Here is a 26164-nt window from a genome sequence, read left to right as displayed (position 1 = left end):
CGCCAAAATTATCTTTCCGTTTCAAAGCTCTTTCTTTGAAACATCCATCCTTTATTAGAAAAAATCAATACACACTTCGCTTTTATTCCCCATTATTTAGTGTCCAATGTGACACTTTTTTTTTGCGGGTGACATAAAAGAGAAAAAATACCTTAATAGATTCGCTATTAAGGTTGAAACGCTATCATATTTTAAAATATTCTAAAAATTTATTCGTTGCTATTTTCTAGTATTGTTAACACTGCACGGACTTCTTCATGCGTTAAGCCCTGCTTTTTTGCCTCCGAGATAAGCGATAACCATTCACTGTCTAAATATCTTTCAGTTTGAATTTCGGTGGGAAACAAATTAATCATGATAATTAACCTCCTTATAGAATATAAGGTGGCCCAGCCATCATAGTAAAAAAATCTACCTTAGACCTGAAGCTTTGCGTCCCACCCTTTCAGATGGTTTGCCTTTATCTGTTAATTGTACAGTAAAATTTTATCACTATTATGCAAAAGTTAAAAACATTTTCATGTGAAAACTTTCGACATATTCCAACATCGGCATAGTAAATATTTCTTAAAAAAGGGAAAATGGTAAATGTTGTAAATTGTACTGTATAGAAAGAGAGAGGTATTACTAGCATGAATTGTTTCTAGTAGACAATTTTTATATAATAGAAAAGGGCTTTTTTAAAAAATTTCTCATTAGGGGATACAAAATGGATAAGAAATGGCTAGGAAATTTAAAAGTAAATGTTATAAGCTCAAAAGAAGCTATTACGTATATAAAGGAAAAACTAGACAAAAGAAAAGCAACGGATGTTTTTTTTCTAAATGATCATGGATATAATATTGCGCAAAAGGATGCAGAATATCGTGATATGCTGAATAATGCTGATTTATTGTTAAATGACGGAATTGGTATTGAAATGGGTGCTAAGCTTTTTGGCTTCTCTTTTAAGGAAAATTTAAATGGGACAGATTTTATTCCGGCTTTATTTGAGTCATTAAATGAAGAGAAGCATAACCAATCATTTCGAGTGTTTCTTTTGGGAGCTAAACCTGGTGTCGCACAAAAGGCTCAAGAGCGGCTGCAGCAAACATATCAGAATATTTTATTTGTAGGGAACCAGGATGGTTATTTCCCGAAAGAGAATACGGAAAATATAATTAGTCAGATTAATGAGAGTAAAGCAGATATCCTTTTAGTAGGATTTGGGATGCCGTTACAGGAACAATGGATTAATGAATATCGTTCAAAGCTAAAGTGTACGATTACGATGGCAGTAGGTGCTTTTATTGATTTTTCTTCCGGTGAAGTGACAAGAGCTCCTAAAATCTTTCGCGATCTCCGTCTTGAGTGGTTATATCGAATGGGAAAAGAACCCAGAAGATTATGGAAACGCAATGTCGTTGGGCATGTCTCCTTTTTCTATTCTATTTATAAGCAAAGAAAAACAAGCTGAAAATACCAGATAAGGAAAAACCCTTATCTGGTATTTTCTTATTCATCTGCTGTGTGTTTCTTTCTTCGAATAAATATTACCGTTCCAATTCCAATTACTAGCAGACCTAAACCGATTAAAATATGGTTATAGGAGTCAGTTGCAGTATTAGGAAGAGCTTTTCCATTTCCTTTGTTTGGAATGCTGGGGGGTTCTGCTGCTTGATGAGAACCTTGATTTTTGGAACCATCTGATTCAGGCTTTTTCACTCCGTTATCATTAGATGTTGGAGGTGTTTCTGAATCCGTTTCTCCAGGAGTAGAAGGTACCTCTGGTTGAGGTGGCTCTGCTTGCTCCGCATCTACTAATAAAACAGTTCCGCCGTCTTCTCTAGAAGGAATAGTTATCGTAATTTTATTTTCACTAACAGAATATGTTTTACCAGAATATAAATCTACTGCTTCCTTCATAAATGGAACTTCAAAGGCAGCTTCTGTCGCTGTTTCCTTCGTATTTAAGGCAACAAAAACTTGTTGATTTGAGTATTCTCGTTTAAATACAGAATAACCTTCCGCATCACTACCTGCTATGTGAGCACGAGTCCCTTTAGAAAATATGCTGGAGTATTCTTTTCTAACATTTAATAGTTTTGTATAGTGCTCCAGAACCTCATTGTTTTCCGTTAGATTCCAATCCATGTCATAGCGGTTATCATAGTATGGATAATTATTTGCTCCTGACAGACCAAGCTCTTCTCCATAGTAAATGACAGGTTGACCTTTAGAGGTGATTTGCAATGCGGCTGCAAGCTTAAGCTTTCCAATATCACCATCTACAGACTCTAAAAAGCCGTCTTCATCATGGCTACCTAGAAATTGTCCTAATGTACCTGTGTTTGAAAGCTTATTGTTTCTATCTTCTAAAGCTCTTTGGACACGTTCTATATCACCATTTGCAAAGTCACGTGCTAAATTCTTAAAGTCAAAGTCTAATAAGGAGTCCATCATACCGCTATTTAAATAGCCTTGGTCATCATTCACTTGAGCTCCCCATGCTTCTCCAATTAATTTAAAGGTTGGTAAAATTTTTGTTAATTCATTTTTAAAGCTTGACCACGTTGTATTCTCAACGTGTTTTACGGTATCCACGCGGAAGTAATCAATGGTATTTCCTTTCGCTGTCTTTGATTTTTCAATCCAGCTAGTTTGCCAATCTACAATTTGTTTCCTTACATCTGGATTTTCCGTTAAGAAATCAGGCAGTCCTGATAGCTCGCCTTGTACAGTATCTGTGCCTCCATCACGGAACATTCCAGCAAAACGATTTCTATCATAAGCAGTAGGGAAGTTAGCGATTTTTCCATCCTTTACGGCATCACTTGCTTTTAACCCATAGCCCGCATGATTTACGACAACGTCCACCATAATTTTTATTCCACGCTCATGGGCTGCATCAATTAGTTCATGGAAATCCTCCATTGATCCAAAATGAGGATTCAATTTTTCAAAATTACTAGCCCAATATCCATGGTACGCATAATAAGGAGTATCTGGATTTTCATAGCGAACATCATACTTAATATTTTCTACTATAGGATTAATCCATATTGTATTGATTCCTAGATTTTCGAGATAATCTAGCTTTTTTGTAATTCCTTTAAAGTCTCCACCATGATAGGTTCCAGATTTACTTGTATCATAGCCAATGCCATATGGATCATTATTCGATGAATCTCCATCAAAGAATCGGTCTGTTAGCATAAAGTAAATCCTCGCTTCATCCCAGTCAAAATCATCTTTTCCCACTGATTGTCTTGCTTTAACTGTGATTTTTGCTTGCTCGGTATGAATGTTGCCATACTGATCAGTAATATATACCGGAATTTCTTTCGTTCCTGTAGTTGTATTTTGGTCAATAGCGATGGTAAGTTCCTTTAATTGTGGATCAATTGCTACTTTTCCTTTTCCGCCAATAGCGCTTAAATCAGCATACACTTCACGGATAGCTGTATTTTTGTTTGTTTGCCAATCAACGGAAAGGACGGCATTGTCGTTATAAGTCGCTTCTTTTGGAGTGATATCCGTAAGCAAGTTAAAATCTGCTTTTTCATAAACAAGCATGGATGTGCCATTTTCCGTATTATAGGGATCAGTTACTTCTGTTTCGATCCCATCGATTGTTACAAAGAAAGAATAGGGATGCTTTCCTTCTGGGATATTTTCAATTGTATAGGAAAAACGCTCATTTTTTGCTTCATTCGTCATATTATAACGTTTTCCATTAAATTGAAGTTCTACCTTTTCTAGTTTATCCATTTCATTCTTTGCATATAAATCTTTGTCTCTATAGTAGAAGGTAGCATTTCCGTTTTCTAAAACGGGTCCAGTAACTTCAGGCACAATAAATAGCTCCTCTTGCCCACTTGTAACATAAACCTTTGTGATTAAATCCGATGTATTTAGAGATATGTAGCGATCTCCATTTCCTTCTTTAACAGCTGTATCCCAATTTTCGCCTTTTCGTAAAATAAATCCAACGCTTTGGGCTGCTTCACTTACATTAATTGTTGCAGTCGCCTTCCCGTGAAGGTTTTGATCAAAATCGATTTGATCATCTTTCACACCAGTCCCCCATACCCATATATTCCAGTCTTTATAATCCAAATCAGGACGATCATACATAAACTGAATATGGCGCCTTACATAATCCCCTCCTTTTAAATCTTTTATTGCGTTAATAGCATCATCTTTTGTATAGAAAACAGTTTCTACCCCTTCAATTATCCATGCTTCAGCAGCTTGTTTGCCATCCGCTATTTTAATAGAGTTCTGTATATCTTGCGCTTCCCAATTTCCTTTGCGAGGAATAATCGTTATTTCATTTTCTGGAAAAGAATAGTTCCCACTTGTAAACGTATAATCATTTGTCACTTTCTCTGTAAATGGAAAGCCATTATCAGGAACCCCACTGTTAAAAATCCATAAATCCCATTTCGTATAGTCTTCATCTAGACGATAATAGTTAATAGTATATGAATACATATTGCCAACAATATCAATTTTCTTTTCTACCTTTTCCCCATCCTTATCAGCAAGCAGGATAAAGGATTCATTAGCTTTTGCATTGTCCTGTATTGTTAGTTGGCCATCAACAATGTTAATCCCTTCTACTTTCTCTTTAAGTGACCACGTAAGCTCTGTTTCTTTTTGTGTACTGCCATCTTTATTAACTAGCGTCGCTTCTAATGGGTATGATTTATTTTTTTCAACCTTCACCGGTATAGAATCAAGGTTTAAGCCGGGAACAACAAAGCGACTATTGCCATCTTCCATAATCTCATTGGCTGGATCTGTTATCCATTCATTATCAACAATAAACTTATATTGATAGACGCCAGCTGCTAGATTTGAAATAGAAAGGGACCAGCGATTGTCTTTGTCCTTTTTCATGCTTAATGCTCCATTTTGCCAGTCAGTAAAGCTTCCTGCCACTTTCACGTCTTGTGCCGATGCATTATCATAGGAGAATTGCACAGACTTATCAGCATTGACGATAGGAGAATCTGGTAAATTATCTGCTTTTGCCTTTTTACTTGGAAGATAGCCTCCATAGCTGCTGAAAATAAGAAGAAAAATTAAACATAGTACGAGATAAGGATGATTTTTTGTTTTCAAAAAACATTCTCCTTTCCATTTTTTTATGAGAACAGAAAGACTTCTGTTACTACCTATGTACTGCAAAGAAAACGATTGCCCTAATAGCATAAAGGTGATTTATTAACAAAGTGAGTTCATGATGGGGTATTCGTGAAAACGTTTGCGCGAAATAGCAAAATAAGACGTTGTTGTTAGAATGATAGACAAGAAAAATTGAGAGCGGTTTCTTTTTTAAGTCTATTTAAAGATACTATGATTTTGTCTATTTGACAATAGTCTATTCCTTTTTTAGTGTCAATTTACGATTAATATCTTACAGTAAAAAAAATTACAAAAAATGTGATAAAATAGAAGGGAGGATAAACTGTTACTTAAAGGAGAATTATCTATGATATTAGTAGTAGGTGGGGCTGGCTATATTGGCAGTCATTTGGTTAAAGAATTAGTAGAGAAAGAAGAAGTGGTCGTATTAGATAATCTTGCAACAGGTCACGAGGAAGCAGTAGATTCCCGTGCTATTTTTGTAAAAGGAGATCTAGGAAATGCAGACGATTTAGAAGCAATTTTTTCTAAATATCCAATTAAAGCAGTTATGCATTTTGCAGCATATAGTCTAGTTGGAGAATCTGTTCAAGATCCATATAAATATTATGAGAATAATGTAGCCAATACATTAACGTTATTAAATGTTATGTTAAAACATAATGTGAAAAACTTTATTTTCTCTTCAACGGCGGCTACATATGGAATTCCAAAAGAAGAAATAATTGTAGAAACATCAGAAACAGCACCTATTAATCCTTATGGTAGATCAAAATTAATGGTAGAGCAAATTTTAGCTGATTTTCATGCAGCATATGGTCTTCATTATGTGGTTTTACGCTATTTCAATGCTGCTGGTGCTCATGTATCTGGTGAAATCGGGGAAAATCATGATCCAGAAACACACTTAATTCCTATTATTCTTCAGCAATTATTAGGAGAGAGAGAGTCTATTTCTGTCTTTGGCACAGATTATCCAACTGAGGATGGGACATGCATTCGTGATTACATCCATGTGACAGATTTAGCAAATGCTCACATAGCTGCGCTAGACGCTCTATTAAATGGAAACAAGAAAGCAGAAACTTACAATCTAGGCAATGGAGTAGGCTATTCTGTCAAACAAGTAATTGAAATGTGTGAAAAGGTTACTGGCACAAAGGCAAATGTGATTTTAGGTGACAGAAGATTAGGCGACCCTGCAAGATTAGTTGCTTCCTCGGAGAAAATATTCAGCGAACTAGGCTGGAAAGCAGAAAGAGGCTTAGAGACAATTATTGAAAGTGCATGGAAATGGCACAATAAATAATAGATAGAAGGCGAAGGAATCCAAACAGTTTCTTCGCTTTTTTCTAGCATAACGATGTTTATTTTTAACGGAAAAGGAGTTATAAAATGTTTAATATAAATAAGGTTCATCATATAGCGATTATTTGCAGCAATTACGAAGTATCAAAACATTTTTATGTGGAACTCTTAGGCTTTAAGCCTATAAATGAAGTATACAGAGAAGAAAGAGATTCTTATAAGCTAGACCTTTTAGTAAACAATATCTATCAAATCGAACTATTTTCCTTTCCTAATCCAAGAGAAAGACCAAGTTATCCTGAAGCTGCCGGCTTACGTCATATTGCCTTTGAAGTGAATAATATAGAAGAAACTGTACAGTATTTACAATCGAATAATATTACAGTGGAAGATATTCGGATCGATCCTTTTACGAACAAAAAGTTTACTTTTTTTGCGGATCCTGATGGGTTACCAATTGAATTATATGAGGCTTAATTAGAATGTGCTTTTCCCTTATATTGAGAAAGGGTACAAACAGTTTGTAAAATAAATTGCTTATCCTGAGAACTTAGTAATCTCCAGCTACCAGCTTTTATTTTCATATTTATCATCCTTTCTACTCTTTTTCTTATAGTTTATATATACCGCGTTTGTATTTATTGAAAACACTAAATTATCAACAAATGCTGACAAGTATTTCCCGAGAAATGTCGGCTTATAAAGAAGTGGCAGATTAACAATTGTTAATCTGTCACTTCTTTATATATATTATTATTTTGTTAACCAGCTGTTTATAGTTTGAACTACATTTATACTAGAATTACCAATTGAATACGTATTCCACTCTTGATGGAACTTCGCTATTTTTTCCATTTTGAAAGATGAATGCTGAATAAATTGCACAATTTCTTCCGTTGAATAGGCAATAGGACCGGGAACTAGTTCATGATAAGGAACCCAGAAGCCTCGAGTTTTTCTATATTCATCTAAATCATATGGATAAAAAATCATGGGCTTTTGTAAAAAGGAAAATTCAAAAGGAATCGAAGAATAATCGGTTATTAATATATCCGTAATAAATAACAATTCATTTAAAATAGGATAATCAGAAAAATTATAAACAAAACCATTGTACTCACTAAAATCCATCTGATTAGTTATACTGGGATGAAGTCTCACGAGAAGTATATAATCGGATTCTAAATTGTCTTTTAAATAGGAAAGATCTAATCGAATTTGATTAGCTGATTCTTCTTCGTTTTCGCGAAAAGTTGGAGCATAAAGAATGATTTTCTTATTTTTTAGATTAGGATATTTGTTATAAAAACTAGTTTTTATTTTCTCCATATGATCTTTATCAAAGAAAATATCAGTTCTAGGTATTCCTGTATTTAAAATTTGCTGGGTGGAAGCAGAGAAAGCTTCGCAAAAGATAGCAGACATTTTATCTGATCCAGAGATAATATAGTCAAATTGTTTATAAACGGCTGCAAATCTTTCCTTAGCATTTTTGGAACGATCTTTGACACTTAAGTCTTTCCACCCAAATGTTTTAATAGCACCATTAGCATGCCAAATTTGAAGTTTTTTAACATTTTCCTTGAATGATACAGAAGATAAGAACCCGTAATAATTATCCAGCACAATCACTTGAGATGTTGCTAGATGAAAAATTCCTTTCAGAAAAGATAAAGGATACTTGGGAGAAAATAATAGAATCGGATCTGTTATCATTTTGTCGTTGAAAAATCGATAGGTTTTATAGTCAACTAATAAAATACATGGGATGTTTGGATTGTTCTTCTTCAGTTCATCATAGAGATGAGTTGTATTTTCAACAAAAGACACACAAAAAACTATTTTCTTCTGTAAAGGAAATAGTTTTGCTATCTCAAATAGAAAAGAAAATAGTTTTAAGTATAAGTAAATGGCTAACTCTCTAACCATTTACTTTAAATAGGTCCTTTTTAATTTTTGTTGTAGAGATTCCAACGGTTCTTGGAAGATACACAACTTCACAATAATCTTTCAAGAAGTCAAATTTTCCTTCCCAATCGTCTCCCATAACGAAAACATCAATATTATGATCCACAACGTCTCTGATTTTTTGATCCCAATCATGCTCTGGAATTACTTCATCCACATAACGGATTGCTTCTAAAATCATTTTGCGATTATCGTAACTATGATATGCTTGTTTGTTCTTAATGGCATTAAATTCATCACTAGAAAGTGCAACAGTTAAGTGATCTCCCAACTCTTTAGCTCGTTTTAAAATATTTATATGGCCCCAATGTAATAAATCAAAGGTACCATAGGTAATAACTTTCTTCATTTTTTTTCCTCCTACAATTATAGAAAATTTAATAAGGATAGAATTATTAAAAGGCTAATTATTTAAGATGTGTCATTTGAAACACCTATAATAATTGTTCCATGTTTGAATGATGATTGTGAAATCGAAAAACTTTTTTTTAGCTTTCCCTAATTATCTTATTTTAAAACTTTTTCCGCTTATTGACAAGTATCATCATTGCTTTGTCATAAAATGAAATATTTATGCAAAAATTGTTTAAAATAATAGTAAAGAATGTTTTCTTATCATTTATCAAATGAATGCATTTTATCCTTGTTTAGAATAGCGAAAAAAGGTGATTTTTTATTTATTCCTCTCTGCCATTATTTGAAGTTTTACAACCTTTATAAATGTTGCTCTCATGGTTGATTGAATTCCGGCACATTGTTATATATAATGTTGGTTAGGTGTTTTATAAGAGAATGGATGAATAAGAAGTTTGTCGGATAATGGATAAACTTTATAATTCAATAACTTGATTTAATGGAATTTGCATTTTGGAGAGGGGATTCTTAATGAGTGAATCTGGATTTAATCATAAACAAATACAAACGATCAGCATTATCCACAATATGCTCAGTATTCAATTTGGTTTTAAAACAAGTATCTTAGAGGATAATAAAGCATCGTTCCTCATTTTAAATAGAAAGACGGAAAGTGAAAAATATCTGCCATTTCATACATTGGACGATGAAAATACGATTGGAAGTTATGAAGTTACTATTGATTTACATAAAGAAAAAGATTTTTTTGGACAATCTGGAGTATGGGATGTCTATATTGTTGTTGAGTCTGAAGAGGATGAATACAAACGATATCGTATCGTAAGTAATCGCCAAGAATTAAATTTGATCTACTATCAATATGCTGATATGGGCACTGTTTTTTATCCATATACAACTAATAAAATGAATCTTTCTCTGAAAACAACGAAAAGGTCTTTTATTTCGAAAGTAGAAGATGCTTATCTTAGTAAAGACGGTTTATTAAATATTAGCGGATATGTATTAGATACAAAGCTTATGGGCGCTAAACATGATATGAAAAAAACACTAATCATTACGAATCATTTAGATGATGAGCAATATCGTCTTCCTTTAGAGAGTGTGACTAGAACGGATTTAACCGAATTATACGGGGATGGAATCAGAAATTATGATGATATTGGGTTTAAAGGCACCTTTTCTATAAAAGAATATTTACATACATCTGAATTAATCTATTTCCGATTCTATATAGAGCTTTCTTATATAGATAATGGCGAAGAGATAGTAAAGGTCAGTCCAAGATTAACATTCAATCCTTTTAATCCTCTGCAATCGAGAAGAGCTAAAGTGATCAAAATAGATGGAATAGATAGAAGAATTTTTATTAAAAAGACCAAGGTAAAGAGCTATCTTTCCGTCAAAGTATATGTTTACAATCGTTCGAAAGAATGGAAAAGTAGAATCAGAAGAAAATTGACTGATATTAAGAGAAGTCGAAAGATCAAAGCGTTATATAAAAAAGCATTTAAGTTGATGGGATATGCACCGGTTCGAAAAAAATCCGTTGTATTTGAAAGTTTTGCTGGAAAGCAGTTTAGCTGTAATCCAAGAGCGATTTTTGAATATATGCAGGATTTTAATCCTGAATATAAAATGTACTGGAGTGTTGATAAAAAGTACATGAAAAATTTCGAAGGAAGAAATTTAAATATAGTGCCACGCTTCTCTATTAAGTGGTTATTTATAATGGCTAGAGCCCAATATTGGGTGAGTAATAGTCGCTTACCATTATGGATTCCAAAACCAAACCATACAACCTATTTGCAAACATGGCATGGCACGCCACTGAAAAAATTGGCTGCCGATATGGATGAAGTGCATATGCCTGGTACAAATACAGTTAAATATAAGAATAACTTTTTAAAAGAAGCATCTAATTGGGACTATTTAATTTCTCCTAATGCGTATTCTACGGAAATATTTCAAAGGGCTTTCGCTTTTAATAAAACAATGATTGAATCTGGATATCCTAGAAATGACGTGTTACATGTAGATAATACGGCAGAAAACATGGAAGCTTTAAAACAAAAATTTGCTTTACCAATGGATAAGAAGATTATTCTGTATGCACCGACATGGCGAGATAATCAATTTTATGGAAGAGGAAAATATAAATTCGATTTAGAATTAGATTTAAATATGCTTCGTGATCAGCTTGGCGATGAATATATAGTTTTATTGCGCATGCATTACTTAGTAGCTGAAAACTTTGACTTAACACCATACACTGGCTTTGCTTTTGATTTTTCAAATTATGAAGATATTCGAGAACTTTATTTAGTGTCGGATATTTTGGTAACAGACTATTCTTCCGTATTTTTTGACTATGCCAATTTAAGAAGACCAATGATTTTCTTTGTATATGATATTGAAGATTATCGAGATAATTTACGTGGTTTCTATTTTGATTTTGAAAAAACAGCCCCGGGTCCACTAGTGAAAACGACAGAAGAAGTTATTCAATCTATCAAAGAGGCGGAAGTTAACCCAATAAGTGATAAATTCAATACCTTCTATGACAAGTTTTGCTATCTAGAAGAGGGAAAATCTGCTGAAAGAGTAGTAGAAGAGGTTTTTAACAAAAGGTAATCATTAAAAAGTAAAACTTTAAGGCAATAAAAAAAGACCAGTTTAGGTCTTTTTTTATTGCCTTATTCTTTTTCTCTTTATTTTACATCCAAGTGTTCTTTTAGCTCATTTTGAATTTTTGTTTTTTCTGCATCGTCTACAATTAAATACCATACTTTATCGATTGTTTGTCCAGTGCCTTTAATTGTAAGCTGCTCTATATTCCCAGCTGCTGCTTTGTATTTAGATTGAATATCAATCATTTCATCGAAGGTAATATTTGTTTTGATGTTCTTACTTAATGCATCAAAGATTGAATCAAAATTTGTTAAAGAGCTTAAGCTAGCTCCTTCTTTAATAACAGCTTGGATAATCATTCGCTGTCTTAACTGTCTACCGAAATCACCTCTTGGATCATCATAACGCATACGGGAGAATTTTAAAGCCTTTTCTCCATCCAAATTAACCGGCCCTTTTGCAAAGTGAACTCCTTCATAAGTGAAATCTAAATCATTATCTACCGTTACTCCGCCAACAGAATCAACAATATCTTTAAAGCCTTCCATATTGATTTGCATAAAGTAATCAATTGGTATATCGAGGAAGCTTTCTACCGTATCCATCGACATTGCAACACCGCCAAAGGCATATGCATGGTTAATTTTGTCTGTAGTACCATGCCCAACTATTTCAGTGCGAGTATCGCGCGGGATACTTAGCATTTTAACTGACTTTTTATCAGGATTTACCGTAAGGACAATCATTGTATCCGATCTTCCAGAGTCACCATCACGCTCATCGACACCTAACATTAAAACGGAAAATGGTTCCTTGCTGCCAAGGTTTAAACTGTCCGTTCTTTTGGTCGTCTGTCTATCAATCGGCTCATGCATATTATTAACAGCTGTGGAAAGGGAATTCCATACAGTATACAGATATATTCCTATCCCAATTATAAGGAGAAGAAGCACAATACCCGTAACCTTTAACCATGTTTTCTTTTTTTTCGGTTTATTTCTACTCATTTAACAATATCCTCCATATCTTGACAAAAAATGATAGTAAACTTATTTCAAGAATAGCAGAAATCATCTCTACTGAACATCTTTTTTAGTAACAATAAGAAAAGCAGCATTGCCTTTCAATCAGTAATACTTAGCAAATTATAGTCGTCTGTTTATCACAGGTCTTTTGGAATGATTATTAAATGTTATGGATAAACTTTTCGTATACAATAAAGTCATGAAAAAGAGCTTAGAACCCTATTATTATGACAACATGCAGAAATTATTATCCGGCAAAGCTAATCTTCCATGCGTAATATTTCGTAAAGATTGTTTAAATAACGAAAAGTATATGATAAATGTTCTATAATAGATGATGATACACTAATCCCTGAATGTATAGACGACCTTTAAAGGAGAAAAGTTGCAAAAAAAATTAGGTTTTTGTTTATTTATGTGAAAAAGTGGCGAAATAAGGGGAATACCATCAAAAAGTGTAGCCATAGAGCTTTTAGTTGGATTGCAGTATACTAAAGATAGTAGCAAGAGACGCACTAAAAATTTATTTATAAGAGAGGTATTTTTTTATGAGTAAAGTGAAAAAAGCGATTATCCCTGCTGCAGGATTAGGAACTAGATTTTTACCAGCAACGAAAGCAATGCCGAAAGAAATGCTGCCAATTGTGGATAAGCCAACCATTCAATATATTGTGGAGGAAGCTATAGCATCTGGGATTGAAGATATTCTTATTGTTACTGGGAAAGGTAAGAGAGCGATTGAAGATCACTTTGATAATGCCTTAGAATTAGAAGAAAATTTGATTGCAAAAGAAAAATTTGCCTTATTAGCAAAAGTGCAGGAATCTTCTAATGTGGACATTCATTATATACGGCAAAAAGAGCCAAAAGGATTAGGACATGCTGTTTGGTGTGCAAGAAACTTTATTGGCGATGAGCCATTTGCTGTATTATTAGGGGATGATATTGTTGATAATGACAAACCATGTCTAAAGCAATTGATGGATCAATATGATCAAACACTTTCTTCTGTGATAGGTGTACAGGTAGTACCTGACTCAGAAACCCATCGTTACGGGATAATTGACCCTTTACCGGATACAAAGAGAAGATATCAAGTAAAGAAATTTGTAGAAAAACCTGAGCAAGGAACTTCACCTTCTAATTTAGCGATTATCGGAAGATACATATTTACACCACAGCTATTTCATTTTCTTGAGTCACAAGAAGTTGGCACAGGAGGAGAAATACAACTGACAGATGCCATTGAGAAGTTAAACAAAATTCAGCGTGTTTTTGCATATGAATTTGAAGGAAATCGTTACGACGTGGGAGAGCAATTTGGTTTCATTCAAACAACGATTGAGTTGGGGTTAAAACGCACCGATATTAATTCACAATTAAGAAGTTATATATTAGAGCTTGCTGAAAGACTAAAAGAACAAGAAATGAATAAACTTTCTAAGTAATAACTTTTAGATAGTTTTTGGGAAATAAAATGAAAAATAGAGAAAACTGCCTTCCTTAATAGGAGGCAGTTTTTTGTCGTATAGTTAAATAAATCACTATGAATAAGTCTTATGGACTAGTTCTGGTGGATGGGTGAATTTTTATAAAAATAGCAATTTTGACAAGAATCGATAAAAAATAGATAATATTACCTACAAAATTTCGTCGAATCCTCTTAACATATTTACCATTTTACTAGATAATAGAATATAGAAAAAATAGATAGGAGTGAGTGGGAAATAGAAACTCGAGTATTTTGGAGAATAGCAGGTACAGCTTTGTTTTTATGTTTTCTTTTGTTGTTAATGTCACCCCAAACGAACATAAAAGCAGCAGAAAATACATGGTCCTCCAATTTTTACAATAATAAAAACTTATCAGAAACACCTATTTCTAAATCGTATAACAATATAAGATTTAATTGGGGGAAAAACGAGCCTATAGCCGGAATAAATAAAGATAATTTTTCCGCTAGCTTTGAAAAAAATATAACTATTTCGGAATCACAAAAAGATTATTTTCTTCATACCTATGCAGATGATGGTGTGAGAATGTATTTGGATAATCAAAAGAAAATCGATCGTTGGACAAGTTCAAGTAGAAATTACTCAGCAGCACCAATGACTAATTTATCTGCGGGCAATCACACCGTAAAAACTGAATATTATGAAGGCGGAGGAAATGCTGTATTATTTGCAGATATGCTTCCTTTCGGCTCATGGATTGGTTACTTTTACAATAATGAAAAATTCAGTGGCAATCCGGAAGATGCCTTAGTATTTACACCAGATAAAAATGGCAATTTAAGCTTTGATTATCAGTATGGTAAGCCTAATGCTAAAGGAATTGGATCTAATCATTTTTCTGCTAAATTTTTTACCTATAAAAAATTGCCAGCAGGAAATTATATTTTACAAACAAAGCATGACGATGATACACGTATCTACATTGATGGGAAATTAGTTCTCGATAGTGATCGAGTTTCTCAAGATACTAGACTAATAAAGATTGAGAATAGCCAAGGAAAGGATGTCCATGAAATTCGAATTGAATATGTAGAGAAAACAGGAAAAAGTTATTTGCAATTTTCTCTAAAACCAGTTCAAGAAGCATTATCAACATCCACTTGGTTTGCGTCCTATTTTAATAATACAAACGTTTCAGGGAACGCTTTTGTTTCAACAGGAATAAAAGATATTAAATACAATTGGGGGAAAAGCGCGCCAAATGCTTCAACCAATAAGGACAATTTCTCAGCATCGTTTTATAAGCTTTTAAATAAAGGGGATTACTTTGTTTATACATTTGCGGATGATGGTGTACGAGCGAAAATAAATAATTCTATTTTGTTTGATCGCTGGACAGGTAGCTCAGGTAAAGCCAATAAGGCATTAATCACCAATCTAAATCAGAATAATAATGTGTTTCAGTTAGATTATCTTGAAAAGACAGGTAAGGCGTTTGTAAATGCAGATGTTCTTCCATTAGGACAATGGCTTGGCTACTATTATTCTAATACTAGCTTAAAAGGTGCCCCTGCAAATAAAACCATTTTAAAAGGGGATGGCAAAGGAGCATTTAGTTTTAATTATGGCAAGAATGCCCCAATGTCTGGTATACCAAAAGATAATTTTTCAGCAAGCTTTACAACTGCCTTAAGGCTTAATCAAGGTGAGTATGTAATCCGTTCTGTCGCAGATGATGGCATTCGTGTTTATGTGGATGATAAATTAGTTATCAACCGTTGGACTTCTGCGAATTCAAAGGAAGACGCATATAAGATTAATATAAGCGATAGAACTAATGAAGCAGATTCATCGAAAAGAAACATTCATTGGATAAGAGTGGAATATCTTGAGAAAAAGGGAAATGCGAAATTGAATTTTGATATTAAGCCTATTAATCAAGTAGTTACAAACCAGGAATGGATGAATATTTTTTATCCTAACACCAGTTTATCTGGCAATGGAACAGTTATAGGTGGATTAAATTCAAAGAATAAAGTTTCAAGCATCCAGTATCTTTGGAAAAAAGATGCTCCTCTTGTAGGGATGCCAAAAGATAATTTCTCCGCCTCTTTTTTACGTAAAGTTTCGGGAAGCAATGATTATTTTGTTTCCACTTTTGCAGATGACGGCATTCGTGTAAAACTAGATAATAAGACGGTAATCGATCGTTGGAAGAATTCTAGTGGGACATTTGATAAGGCAATTATTAAAGGAGCAGGAAAGGGAGAACATATCATTCAAACAGATTATATGGAGAAAACAGGAAATGCTTATGCGTTTGCTGATATCCAGCCTTTAGGTAATTGGGTGGCTTATTATTATAATAATAAAAATCTCTCTGGAGCTCCGGTTACATCAAATGTAATCAATAATTCTAATTCTAATACGCTTACCAAGGATTATGGGAAAAATGCGCCGATTTCAAAAATTAATAAAGATAATTTTTCAGCAAAATATGTGACTGCTAAAAGGCTGGATGCAGGCGAATATGTTATTAGAGGATTATCAGATGATGGTGTAAGAGTGTATATAGATGGAAAACTTGTCGTTGATAATTGGAAAAATGGTTCTTATCGTGAAAAAGCAACAAAGGTAAAAATAGATAATGTAAATGGCGATAATGTTCACTGGATTGAAGTGAGATACTATGACAATAAATCAACAGCTAAATTCCAAGTCTCTATCCAGCCATATAATGAACAAAACATGCTTGATGGTACTTGGTATGCAGAGTATTATCCAGAGGTAATAAACAAAAATCAATTACCTTCTTACAAGGTAACAGATTCAAAGAGAAATGTTGTTATTGGCGGAAAAGATTCTTTAAATAAAATCTATAACATCGATTTTAATTGGAAGAAAGGGTCTCCTGATAGTGCCATTCCTTCTAACAAGTTTTCGGCTGTTTACAAGAAAGTGCTTAATGTTACAGAGAACAGTAATTACAATTTTAAACTGAAAGCAGATAACGGAGCAGTACTTGAGGTTGATGGAAAAGTACTAATCGATGCTTGGAATGGAAATATTGGTAAAACAAAAGAAGTAATTGGTTACTATCTACCAAAAGGGAAGCATACTTTTGTGATTAAATATTATGAGGGAAGCGGCGATGCGCATCTTTCTTTTGATATGGAAAAATCAAAAGTAGTGACAAAAACTTATAATGACTTGAAAACTTCGTTAAACGATGCCGTGAATATTCAACTTAGCAAAAATGCGCAAACAGATAAAAAGTATAAAGCATATATGAGAGAAGATGCCTTTGAATATGTAAGTAGCAAGAATGATTATGGTTTTGTTAAGAGCGGTACGTGGAATGTTAGAGGTGGGACCAACAAAAATAGTTGGATTATAGGTACCTTTAAAGGGGATTATAAAGTTACTATTCTATCAAAAACAGCTAAGAAAGACAGTGACGGGATGTATTGGTATGAAGTTGACTTTTATAAATATTCGGTGCCAGTAGGGAAAGTTAAACCAGATATAACACCAAAATATACAGTTAAATATAATACGTGGGTAAACGCTAGTCCAACTGACATAAAATATTATATGAATCCAAGTAATTTTGAGAATGACAACAAGCAGAAACTACAATTTTTATTATTATCTTCTAGTGCGAATCTAAATTCAAAAGAAGTAAATGATAAAATACTCAAAAATAGAGGGATTTTAGCTGGAAAAGGAAGTTCATTCAATAAAGCGGGAGAAAAATATGGTATTAATGAAATTTATTTGATTTCCCATGCTCTATTAGAAACTGGAAATGGAACTTCAAGTCTGGCAACTGGTATAAAGGTTTCTAGTGTCGGTGGAAAGAAAGTTACACCGAAAAAGGTATATAATATGTATGGTATCGGGGCAGTGGATGGCTCTGCAGTAAAGAGCGGATCTGAATATGCATACAAGATGGGCTGGGATACTCCAGAAAAAGCAATCATAGGTGGAGCAGAGTTTATAGGGAAGAATTATATTAATAATGCAACATATAAACAAGACACACTCTATAAAATGCGCTGGAATCCGGGGAAACCTGGTGTACATCAATATGCTACAGATATAGGATGGGCAAGCAAACAAGTAAGCAGTATGTATAATTTATATAATATGTTAACTTCTTATCGTATGGATTTAGAGATACCTAAATACAAATAAAAAGCGAATTAACAAGGTCAGAATACAAGTGTTCCAACCGGATTTAAAGTCAAAGCCAAACAATTACATGTTGATTGTTTGGCTTTTTATGGATAAGAAGGTTGTTTCAGCGGTCTCCTGAAGCTGAGGGTGTGAATCGTAGTTTTAACCAATACCTTTTATTGGTTAAAACTTTCAAAATATAGGGTAGTAAAGATAGTATAAATACCTTGCTGTTACTACCTCTATCGGTAGTGGAATGAAAGGTATTTATGATAAGGTTTGAAATCTATCTTTTTTCTTTATATAATGTTTGATAGATTGTATGATCTAGGTTGAAATATTTCATTTCAAAATAAGCGGAAAGGATGTATAGTAATATAGGCATTGCAATTTATGTTAACGTATGATTAATTTAAACAAGAAATAAACATTGTATTCCTCAAAATAAATATATATAGTGTAATCCCATTAATTTTGGTGAGAATAGATAATGGGAACAGCTTAAAGAAAGGTTCTATAAGATAATGGCTTCTATTGTTAAAGTATTAAAAGAGCAAGTTAATCATTTTCATTTAATTAGAAGATTATCCCTTTATGAGTTAAAAAGTGCTAACCGCAATAACTATTTAGGGATCTTGTGGGAAATAATCAATCCAGCAATCCAAATTTCGATATATTGGTTTGTATTCGGATTTGTACAAAAAAGACATGATGTAAAAGGTGTTAATGGAGAAACCTATCCATATTTTATATGGATGCTTGCAGGTATTTTGATTTGGTTCTTTATATATCCTGCCATAACAAAAAGTTCTAAATCTATTTACACGCGTTTAAGAATGGTATCAAGGATGAATTTTCCATTAAGTGTTATACCTTCTTATGTCATTATGTCATTATTGTATCCTCAATTATTATTAATGGTTCTAGTAATGATTATTTATCAATTTATTGGGTATCCAATTTCCATATACTATTTGCAGATTCCGTATTTCTTATTTGCTGCAGTTATGTTTTTATTTGCGCTTGCATTAATAACTTCAACTATTTCTACCATTGTAAGAGATTTTCAAATGCTTTTACAATCTTTAATGAGGGTTCTTTTGTATCTAACTCCGATTTTGTGGCCTGCTAATCATCTAGGAGAGAAATTTGAGAAAGTTATGCAGATAAATCCGGTTTATTATTTAATTGAGGGTTATCGCTATGCCCTTTTAGGACAAGGCTGGTTTGTCACAGAGCATTTAGGAATTACGATCTATTTCTGGAGTTTAGTACTTGTGTTACTTTTTGTTGGAACGTATATGCACGTTAGATTTAGAAAACACTTTATTGACTTTTTATAAAATTGGAAGTGGTTTAATGGAGAAATCAGTTATTGTTAAAAATTTAACAAAACGGTATAAATTATATGAAAATAGCAGCGATAAATTAAAGGATATTTTCTTGCCTAAAAGTTATGGGGAACCTTTTTATGCTTTAAGAGATATCAACTTTGAGGCAAATCATGGCGATGTTATTGGATTTGTCGGAGTAAACGGATCAGGTAAGTCTACTCTATCGAATATTATTGCAGGGATTGTTCCACCGACAGAGGGAACAGTAGAAATCGATGGGCAAGCCTCTTTAATTGCTGTAGCTGCTGGTGTGAATAATGAACTTACGGGTAGAGAAAACATTGAATTGAAATGTTTGATGCTTGGTTTTTCGAAAGAACAAATAAAAGAGCTGGAACCAGGAATTATTGAATTTGCTGAATTAGGAAAATTTATTGATCAGCCTGTGAAGTCATACTCTAGTGGGATGAAATCACGTCTAGGCTTTGCCATTTCGGTAAATACAAATCCAGATGTCTTAATAATTGATGAGGCATTATCTGTAGGAGATAAAGCTTTTGCTGAAAAGTGTTTAGCGAAAATGGATGAATTCAAAAAAAATGGAAAAACGATGTTCTTTGTCAGTCATTCGATTGGCCAGATGAAAAAATTCTGTCAAAAAGGAATATGGTTAGAACATGGTCAACTGAAAATGGAAGGGAAAATTGATGAAGTTATCCCTGCCTATGAAGAATTCTTAGCTAAGTATAAAAAGATGAATGATAAAGAAAAAAGGGAATTTAGAGAACAGGGCTTTAAAAAGCAAAGTGATCCCGAATATATTGGAAAAATATAGACCGCCAGATAAGGCGGTTTCTTATTTGTGTAAATTTGTTTTAGTTCGTAGAATATGTGGAATAATAATGGAAAATTACTTTTTCTTGGTATATGATGAATGATAGATATAATAGTAATTTATATATTGGAAAATACATATGGATTGGGGAGGTTAATGGAATGACTGAATCCTATAACCGAAATAGCTTTGAAAGAGAGAATAATATTCATTACAACACGGATGGATACTATGTATATGAAAAAAAAGCAAACATTTTAGGAATATTTAAGAAGAAAATGGACAAATTAGTTACAGTTGTTACTCCGGTATATAATGCAGAGGAAAATATAAAGAAAACGGTTGAATCTGTCATTAATCAAACAATGGATTTTAATCAAGTGGAATATATCCTAGTAGACGACGGATCGACTGATAATTCACGACCTATTCTGCTAGATTATGCTAAAAGATATCCAAATAGTATTAAAGTTGTTTTTCTGGAAAAGAACACCGGTACGCCTGGACATCCAAGGAATTTAGGAATAGAATTATCTACTTCTCCATATGTGACATTTTTAGATGCAGATGATTGGTTAGAAGAAGATGGTTTACAGACATTGTATTCTATTTTAAAAGAAACTAATGATGATTATGTGGTTGGGAAAACGATTCAGGTCGAAAGCAAATCAACAAAGATTGTTGGAGAACATGAATCATGCATGGAAAGAAGAAGTGTACTTCCTACTTCAATTCCCCATATCTTTCAACATTTAGGACCAAGAGCAAGAATGGTAAAAACATCTTTATTAAAGGAAAATAATATTAAGTATCCAGAAATGAAATTTGCTGAGGACAAGCAGTTTTTCATCGATGTTTTGGTCCATGCGCGCGCCATCTCCACTACAACCAAAACGATTTACTATTTAAATCGTTTGGATGAAAATAATGCTTCACTAACGAAACAAACAGATATCATGCATAAAATGGATACGAATATTAAAGTTATTAACTATGTTAAAGCAAAGCAATTGGATGAACAAATAGAAAAAATGATTTTAAATAGATTATATGAGTTTGACTGTATTACAAGATTTTTTAATAGACAGCATTTTTTCAAAAGCAAAAATAAGAGTGCCTATTTTAAAAAATTTGCAGAGGTAGTCGAAACAACAAAGGATTTAAAATATGATATAACAAATCAATTTTTCCATCATATCAATAAATCTGCTTATCAAATGTACCTAAATGGTGAATTTGACAAAATAGCAAAATTATTTATGTGGGATAAAAGCCAAAAAGTGAAGGAAGTTATCGTTAATGATAACTTACCACATATGATCACTCCTGTTGAAGGGTATGAACATATAAGAGTATCAATGGCAGCTTTCTTTAAGGACGGAAGTTTCCAAGAAGATGGTTATACATTTAAATTCTATGTATATGGAGATTATACGGAGAATTTAAATGAATTAATTTTTCGAAATCGAAGCAATCCAGACGATCAATATTCCTTCTCTATTTCGAAAGCTGAAGAGTATCTCTATGAAACATTTTTACCTAACTCAGCATTAATACAGCTAGCAAAAGGAAGCTATGGAATCTTTATTAAATATAATGATTATCAAAAAGTAAGTATAAGCCGAATAGATCCTCATCAAAAAGTATTAGATAAAAAATCCTTTCATTTTTATACAACCGTTAACTCTAATTTAGGATTGAATGTTGGAAAATAGAAAGAAAACAGTGGCTTTTTTAAGTCACTGTTTTCTTACATGAAAAATCGTATACTAACTCTATTGAACGAACGATAATTGGTGAAAAATGTATTAATCAGTTGAAACCTTCTGGATTTTTATACGTCTTATATTATGATAGTAAACAAAGCAATTATTTTTATGTAATATAATTGTAAAAAAAGATAGTAAATTATAGAGACCAAGTATCTCATAAATGTGCTATAATAAATCTCGATATTGTAAGGAAAGACGGATGCCTACAAATGTGCGTTATTAAGGCATTAGGGAGGATCTATATGATTTATATAATGCTTGTTGTATGTTTTATCGCTTCTATCTTGCTTACTCCTGTAGTAAAAAAGCTTGCATTTAAATTAGGAGCAATGGATAAACCAGAACAACGTAAAGTTCATCAGAAAGTTATGCCTCGCATGGGTGGTTTAGCAATATATATAAGTTTTTTAATTGGAGCATTAATTATTAATCCGGATAAAGATTATCATTATCCTATTTTACTTGGTAGTGCTGTGATCATTGTAACTGGAATGCTGGATGATATTTATAATCTTTCAGCGAAAGTGAAATTTCTAGCGCAAACATTAGCAGCCGTGATTGTTGTTGTTTGGGGTGGAGTACAGGTAGAATTCATCAATCTTCCTTTTGGAGGTAAATTGGAGTTTGGGTTCTTAGATATTCCGATCACTATTCTGTGGATTGTAGGAATAACCAATGCTATGAACTTAATTGATGGATTAGATGGTCTAGCATCAGGAGTCTCTAGTATCGCATTATTTACGATTACTGGAATGGCTATGATTATGGGGAATGGGTATGTAATTGCTATTTCCTCTATCGTTTTAGCGGCCACATTAGGCTTTTTATTCTTTAATTTTTATCCTGCTAAGATTTTCCTTGGGGATACGGGTGCGTTATTTCTCGGCTATATAATAGCAGTTATGTCATTACTCGGATTTAAAAATGTAGCGTTAATTTCCTTTGTTATTCCTGTGATTATCTTAGGGGTTCCTATTTCCGATACGTTTTTTGCGATCATTCGTCGTTTAGTGAATAAGCAGCCGTTAATGGCGCCTGATAAATCGCATTTGCATCATTGTTTGTTAAATGTAGGTTTTACTCATAGACAAACAGTAATTATTATTTATGCAATGGCCTCTTTCTTTGGCTTAGTTGCTGTTATTTTTTCCCAAGCTAAGGTGTGGGGAGCCATTTTATTAATTGTTACAGTATTGCTGGTTATTGAATTAATCGTAGAGAAAATAGGATTGGTAGGGAAGAATTATAAACCTATCTTAAAATTTATCAATGATATAAGATATTCAGCAGAAAAAAAATAATGATTATAAAAGTCGGGAATGTCTCTAATAACGGAGACATTCCCGACTTTTATTATTATGCATTTACATCCATTCATTCTCTTTCTTGAGAGAAAATGAATCTATTTCTTCTCCTTCTTCATCATCAAGATGAAAGATCTCACTATCATAATGCTTTAAGTGTTCAGGAGTAACTTTATTGAAAATATTTAACTTTTTCATTTCAATCCCTCGCTTAACTACTTTAATACCAATAAAAATAGTATGTACAAATTTGCAAGCTTTTAATTCGATTTTCTATCTATTATTTAAGGGAGTGAATAAAAAAGAGCACAGAGACTATGCTCCGTGCTCTATATAATAATTACCTTTTTGGCTATTTCACATTTTTCACATATTGTGCTGATACATAACCAGTGACTTTCCCATACTTAATTTTGTACCAAGAACCGCTTTTCGCGTATATGGTTACTTTCTTATTGTTTGGGATCGAACCAACCTTTTTGGAAGAGGTGGAAGCTTTTTGTCTAATATTAAGATTAGAAGCTTTTACAGTCCCTGTCTTTACTTTATATAAGGTGAACTTTTTCGTAACTGTACTCTTTAGTTTACTTCCGTTTACAGACTCTACAGACACAGTGTAGCTGCCGTCTGCTGCTTTTCCAACACTCCAAGTAAAAGAATGGATTCCTGTCTTTAATGATTTATTGGAGGCTAGAGTTTTAACTACCTTGCCTTTACTATTCAAGATTTTTACTGTGGATGTTGCTGATTGATTGATATTAAAGCTAGTCTTTATCTTGTTACCTGCTGTATCATAGCTTGTTTTTACATCTTTTATTGTTGGTGCAACAGCTTTTTTAAGCGTGAAATTTTGTTTCTCTGTTTTTTCTTTTCCTATATTATTAACCGCTTTTATCGTTAGCGTATAAGTGCCATCTTTTACACTACGGACATCCCATTTATAGGAGGACGTACCGGCAGATAGAGACTTATTGCTAGCTAAAGTTTTCATTACTTTATTCTTGCTGTCCGAAATCGTCACCGTTACTTTAGATGGTTGATTGATAGCGAAGGATGCATTAATAGTATTGCCTTTCTGATCATATGCAGTTTTGATGGAACTAATACTAATAGTTGGCACTTCTATTTTTGCGACCTGGAAGGCAATGTTCGTTGTCACTTTATTATTCGCAATGTCCGTTGCTGTTATTTCAGCTGTGTAACTGCCATTATTCCAGCTTGAAGCATTAGTAGTATAATCGTAACTACCAGCTTGTAAGGCACCATTGTTTAAAAGTGTAGCAACACTGTTTCCATCGTTATCTTTAATTGTTACAACAGTACTAGCTGCTTTTGTTAGGGTAAAGCCCACTTTAACCGTATTGTTTGCTTGATTAAATTCAGCTTTTCCTTCTTTTAGTTCAGGAACTGTAATTGCAGCAGTCTTACTGTATTCTGTAACTAATTGTGTTCCAGGATAATAAAACGCTAAGATTGTATTGTACTTCTGTCCAGCACTTGCGCGGTTATTTGCTCCATATTGGCTTAAACCAACACCATGTCCATATCCTCTTCCAGCGATGCTGTGTGTATCAACAGTAGAAGAGCTCTTTGTAATGAGATAGCTTTTTACATTATTTATGCCGATGATTGCTCTTACTTTCGATGCTGTCACATTTGCCTGTTTTATTTCTTGTAAAAGGAGTGCTCCTTTTGAATCTCTCTGATTTTTTACATAGAATTGAATGGAGATAGAACCTGTGCTTACTCTTTTCGTTGTAGAAGGGTTATCAAAAGATAAGGTAGGAACAGCGACAATTTTGATGTCTTTATCCTTATATCCATTATCATTTAACCATTTTTTTATATTCGTTGTAATGGTGCTGTCTTTTTCAGAAACTTTATTCCACCAAGCATCTGGGTTTGCTACATCATAATCTTGCATATTTATTTGGGCTTTCTGAACATTGAAGCTCCATGTATAGCTTGTATCAAACGAATCTTGTGCATTTACTAAATAAGCAAAATCATTGCCCCATACGTTTTTCGCCGAATCCATTACCCCGCCGTTACTTGCAGAGAAAACAGCGTCAATTAAGCGATTATTAAATTTTAGGACTTGGCCAGTTGTTGCTTCAACTGCTTGATCTGAATTAGGATGGGAATCATTTAAGCCACCATATACTTGATGGCTGATTGTATCTGTAATGGTTTTGCCGCCATAATTCCAAGAATATGTTCTTGCTGCCACTGCCTGTGCTTTTAAAGCTTCTATATTCCAGGAAGCAGGCATTTCACTCGGAACAACGCCTTTAAGATATTCTTCCATCCCAAGAGTGTTAACCGGGCGAACATAATTAGAACCATTTATCGTTTCCATCATAAAGGTAAAAGAACCTTTGTATTTTCTATTGTTAATTGTTAGATAATCATCAGGATTGGATGGAGCAAATGTTAATGAATCAGCTTCATAAAGAAAAGTACTTCCTTTATATAGCTTAAGTTTAGCTTGTTCTATTTTAAGGGTATAGGCTGTTGTATTGTTTAAGGAAATTTTTCCATCTGTCGTTTTATATGTTCCTGATGGTGCAATGCTAATTTGAGTTTTGTTTCCTAGATAATTTTTTAGCATAACATGTACTTGTGGTTCACTGCCGCTTGCTGCATAAGTGGGCTGTCCAATTGTAGGTAATAGAGAAATACATAAGATGAATGATAACAACAATGAGAATATTTTTTTCAATATCGTTGCTCCTTTTATTTAATTGATGTAGATCTGTAATTTAATTGAAACCATTGGAACGAGAGAAGAGTAAAACTTTCTTTCATCATGAAGCTAGTATGATTCTATCATACTTTTATACTATTGT

General features: G+C 33.2%; 17 protein-coding genes and 1 riboswitch. Of the genes, 10 read left to right on the top strand and 7 right to left on the bottom strand.

The genetic code is table 11. The features are described 5' to 3' along the window. Positions 1–209: 209 nt before the first annotated feature. Positions 210–356 carry an anti-repressor SinI family protein gene (locus tag NSQ92_RS18090; RefSeq protein ID WP_082138394.1) on the bottom strand — a complete coding sequence of 49 codons (147 nt, stop codon included), beginning with the start codon at positions 354–356 and terminating at the stop codon, positions 210–212. Between the two features lie 24 nt (positions 357–380). Then, positions 381–469, bottom strand: a riboswitch (cyclic di-GMP riboswitch). A 240-nt stretch (positions 470–709) separates the two neighbouring features. Between NSQ92_RS18090 and NSQ92_RS18085 the strand changes: the two genes are divergently transcribed. Beyond that, positions 710–1456, top strand: coding sequence for a WecB/TagA/CpsF family glycosyltransferase (locus tag NSQ92_RS18085; protein ID WP_095258457.1), 747 nt, complete (start codon positions 710–712; stop codon positions 1454–1456). Between the two features lie 38 nt (positions 1457–1494). On the opposite strand, the gene NSQ92_RS18080 is transcribed toward NSQ92_RS18085, so the two are convergent. Then, positions 1495–5109, bottom strand: a complete 3615-nt coding sequence (locus tag NSQ92_RS18080; protein ID WP_341153032.1) for an alpha-amylase family glycosyl hydrolase — start codon at positions 5107–5109, stop codon at positions 1495–1497. Positions 5110–5479: 370 nt separating this feature from the next. Here NSQ92_RS18080 and galE point away from each other — a divergent pair, with 370 nt between their 5' ends. Continuing rightward, positions 5480–6442, top strand: coding sequence for a UDP-glucose 4-epimerase GalE (gene galE / locus NSQ92_RS18075; RefSeq protein ID WP_144544694.1), 963 nt, complete (start codon positions 5480–5482; stop codon positions 6440–6442). Between the two features lie 86 nt (positions 6443–6528). Next, entirely contained in the window at positions 6529–6918 is a 390-nt protein-coding gene (gloA2, locus tag NSQ92_RS18070; RefSeq protein ID WP_095329942.1) for an SMU1112c/YaeR family gloxylase I-like metalloprotein, read from the top strand. Between the two features lie 276 nt (positions 6919–7194). On the opposite strand, the gene NSQ92_RS18065 is transcribed toward gloA2, so the two are convergent. Beyond that, a complete protein-coding gene (locus NSQ92_RS18065; protein WP_144544696.1) occupies positions 7195–8370 on the bottom strand; it encodes a CDP-glycerol glycerophosphotransferase family protein in 1176 nt (391 codons plus the stop codon). Further along, entirely contained in the window at positions 8363–8758 is a 396-nt protein-coding gene (gene tagD, locus NSQ92_RS18060) for a glycerol-3-phosphate cytidylyltransferase (RefSeq protein ID WP_095334292.1), read from the bottom strand. Before tagD ends, NSQ92_RS18065 begins: the two co-directional genes overlap by 8 nt. A gap of 536 nt (positions 8759–9294) precedes the next feature. On the opposite strand from tagD, the gene NSQ92_RS18055 reads away from it, so the two are divergent. Next, complete coding sequence (locus tag NSQ92_RS18055) at positions 9295–11415, top strand: CDP-glycerol glycerophosphotransferase family protein (protein WP_341153031.1); 2121 nt, start codon at positions 9295–9297, stop codon at positions 11413–11415. A gap of 77 nt (positions 11416–11492) precedes the next feature. Here NSQ92_RS18055 and tagU read toward each other — a convergent pair whose 3' ends face one another. Continuing rightward, positions 11493–12419, bottom strand: a complete 927-nt coding sequence (gene tagU / locus NSQ92_RS18050) for a polyisoprenyl-teichoic acid--peptidoglycan teichoic acid transferase TagU (RefSeq protein ID WP_341153030.1) — start codon at positions 12417–12419, stop codon at positions 11493–11495. 566 nt (positions 12420–12985) lie between these two features. Between tagU and galU the strand changes: the two genes are divergently transcribed. The 6 genes from galU to NSQ92_RS18020 all read left to right on the top strand — a co-directional run bounded on the left by galU (position 12986) and on the right by NSQ92_RS18020 (position 23312). Next, complete coding sequence (gene galU / locus NSQ92_RS18045) at positions 12986–13885, top strand: UTP--glucose-1-phosphate uridylyltransferase GalU (RefSeq protein ID WP_095334294.1); 900 nt, start codon at positions 12986–12988, stop codon at positions 13883–13885. Positions 13886–14203: 318 nt separating this feature from the next. Then, positions 14204–18088, top strand: a complete 3885-nt coding sequence (locus tag NSQ92_RS18040) for a PA14 domain-containing protein (RefSeq protein ID WP_341153029.1) — start codon at positions 14204–14206, stop codon at positions 18086–18088. Positions 18089–18594: 506 nt separating this feature from the next. Further along, on the top strand, positions 18595–19413 hold the full coding sequence (locus tag NSQ92_RS18035) for an ABC transporter permease (RefSeq protein ID WP_144544704.1): 819 nt from the start codon (positions 18595–18597) through the stop codon (positions 19411–19413). Between the two features lie 16 nt (positions 19414–19429). Beyond that, positions 19430–20239, top strand: a complete 810-nt coding sequence (gene tagH / locus NSQ92_RS18030) for a teichoic acids export ABC transporter ATP-binding subunit TagH (RefSeq protein WP_095334310.1) — start codon at positions 19430–19432, stop codon at positions 20237–20239. Between the two features lie 161 nt (positions 20240–20400). Next, positions 20401–21954 (top strand): glycosyltransferase family 2 protein, encoded by a 1554-nt coding sequence (locus tag NSQ92_RS18025; RefSeq protein ID WP_341153028.1) that lies wholly within the window; start codon positions 20401–20403, stop codon positions 21952–21954. 299 nt (positions 21955–22253) lie between these two features. Beyond that, positions 22254–23312: a glycosyltransferase family 4 protein gene (locus tag NSQ92_RS18020; protein ID WP_123258255.1), complete on the top strand. Its 1059-nt coding sequence runs from the start codon at positions 22254–22256 to the stop codon at positions 23310–23312. 63 nt (positions 23313–23375) lie between these two features. Here NSQ92_RS18020 and NSQ92_RS18015 read toward each other — a convergent pair whose 3' ends face one another. Continuing rightward, a complete protein-coding gene (locus NSQ92_RS18015) occupies positions 23376–23513 on the bottom strand; it encodes a hypothetical protein (RefSeq protein ID WP_163186423.1) in 138 nt (45 codons plus the stop codon). 154 nt (positions 23514–23667) lie between these two features. Continuing rightward, positions 23668–26037, bottom strand: coding sequence for a SpoIID/LytB domain-containing protein (locus tag NSQ92_RS18010; protein WP_341153027.1), 2370 nt, complete (start codon positions 26035–26037; stop codon positions 23668–23670). Between the last annotated feature and the right edge of the window lie 127 nt (positions 26038–26164).

The sequence above is a fragment of the Niallia sp. FSL M8-0099 genome (genome assembly GCF_038006945.1).
Classification (GTDB): Bacteria; Bacillota; Bacilli; order Bacillales; family Cytobacillaceae; genus Niallia; species Niallia circulans.
This window is presented reverse-complemented; position numbering and strand designations above follow the sequence as displayed.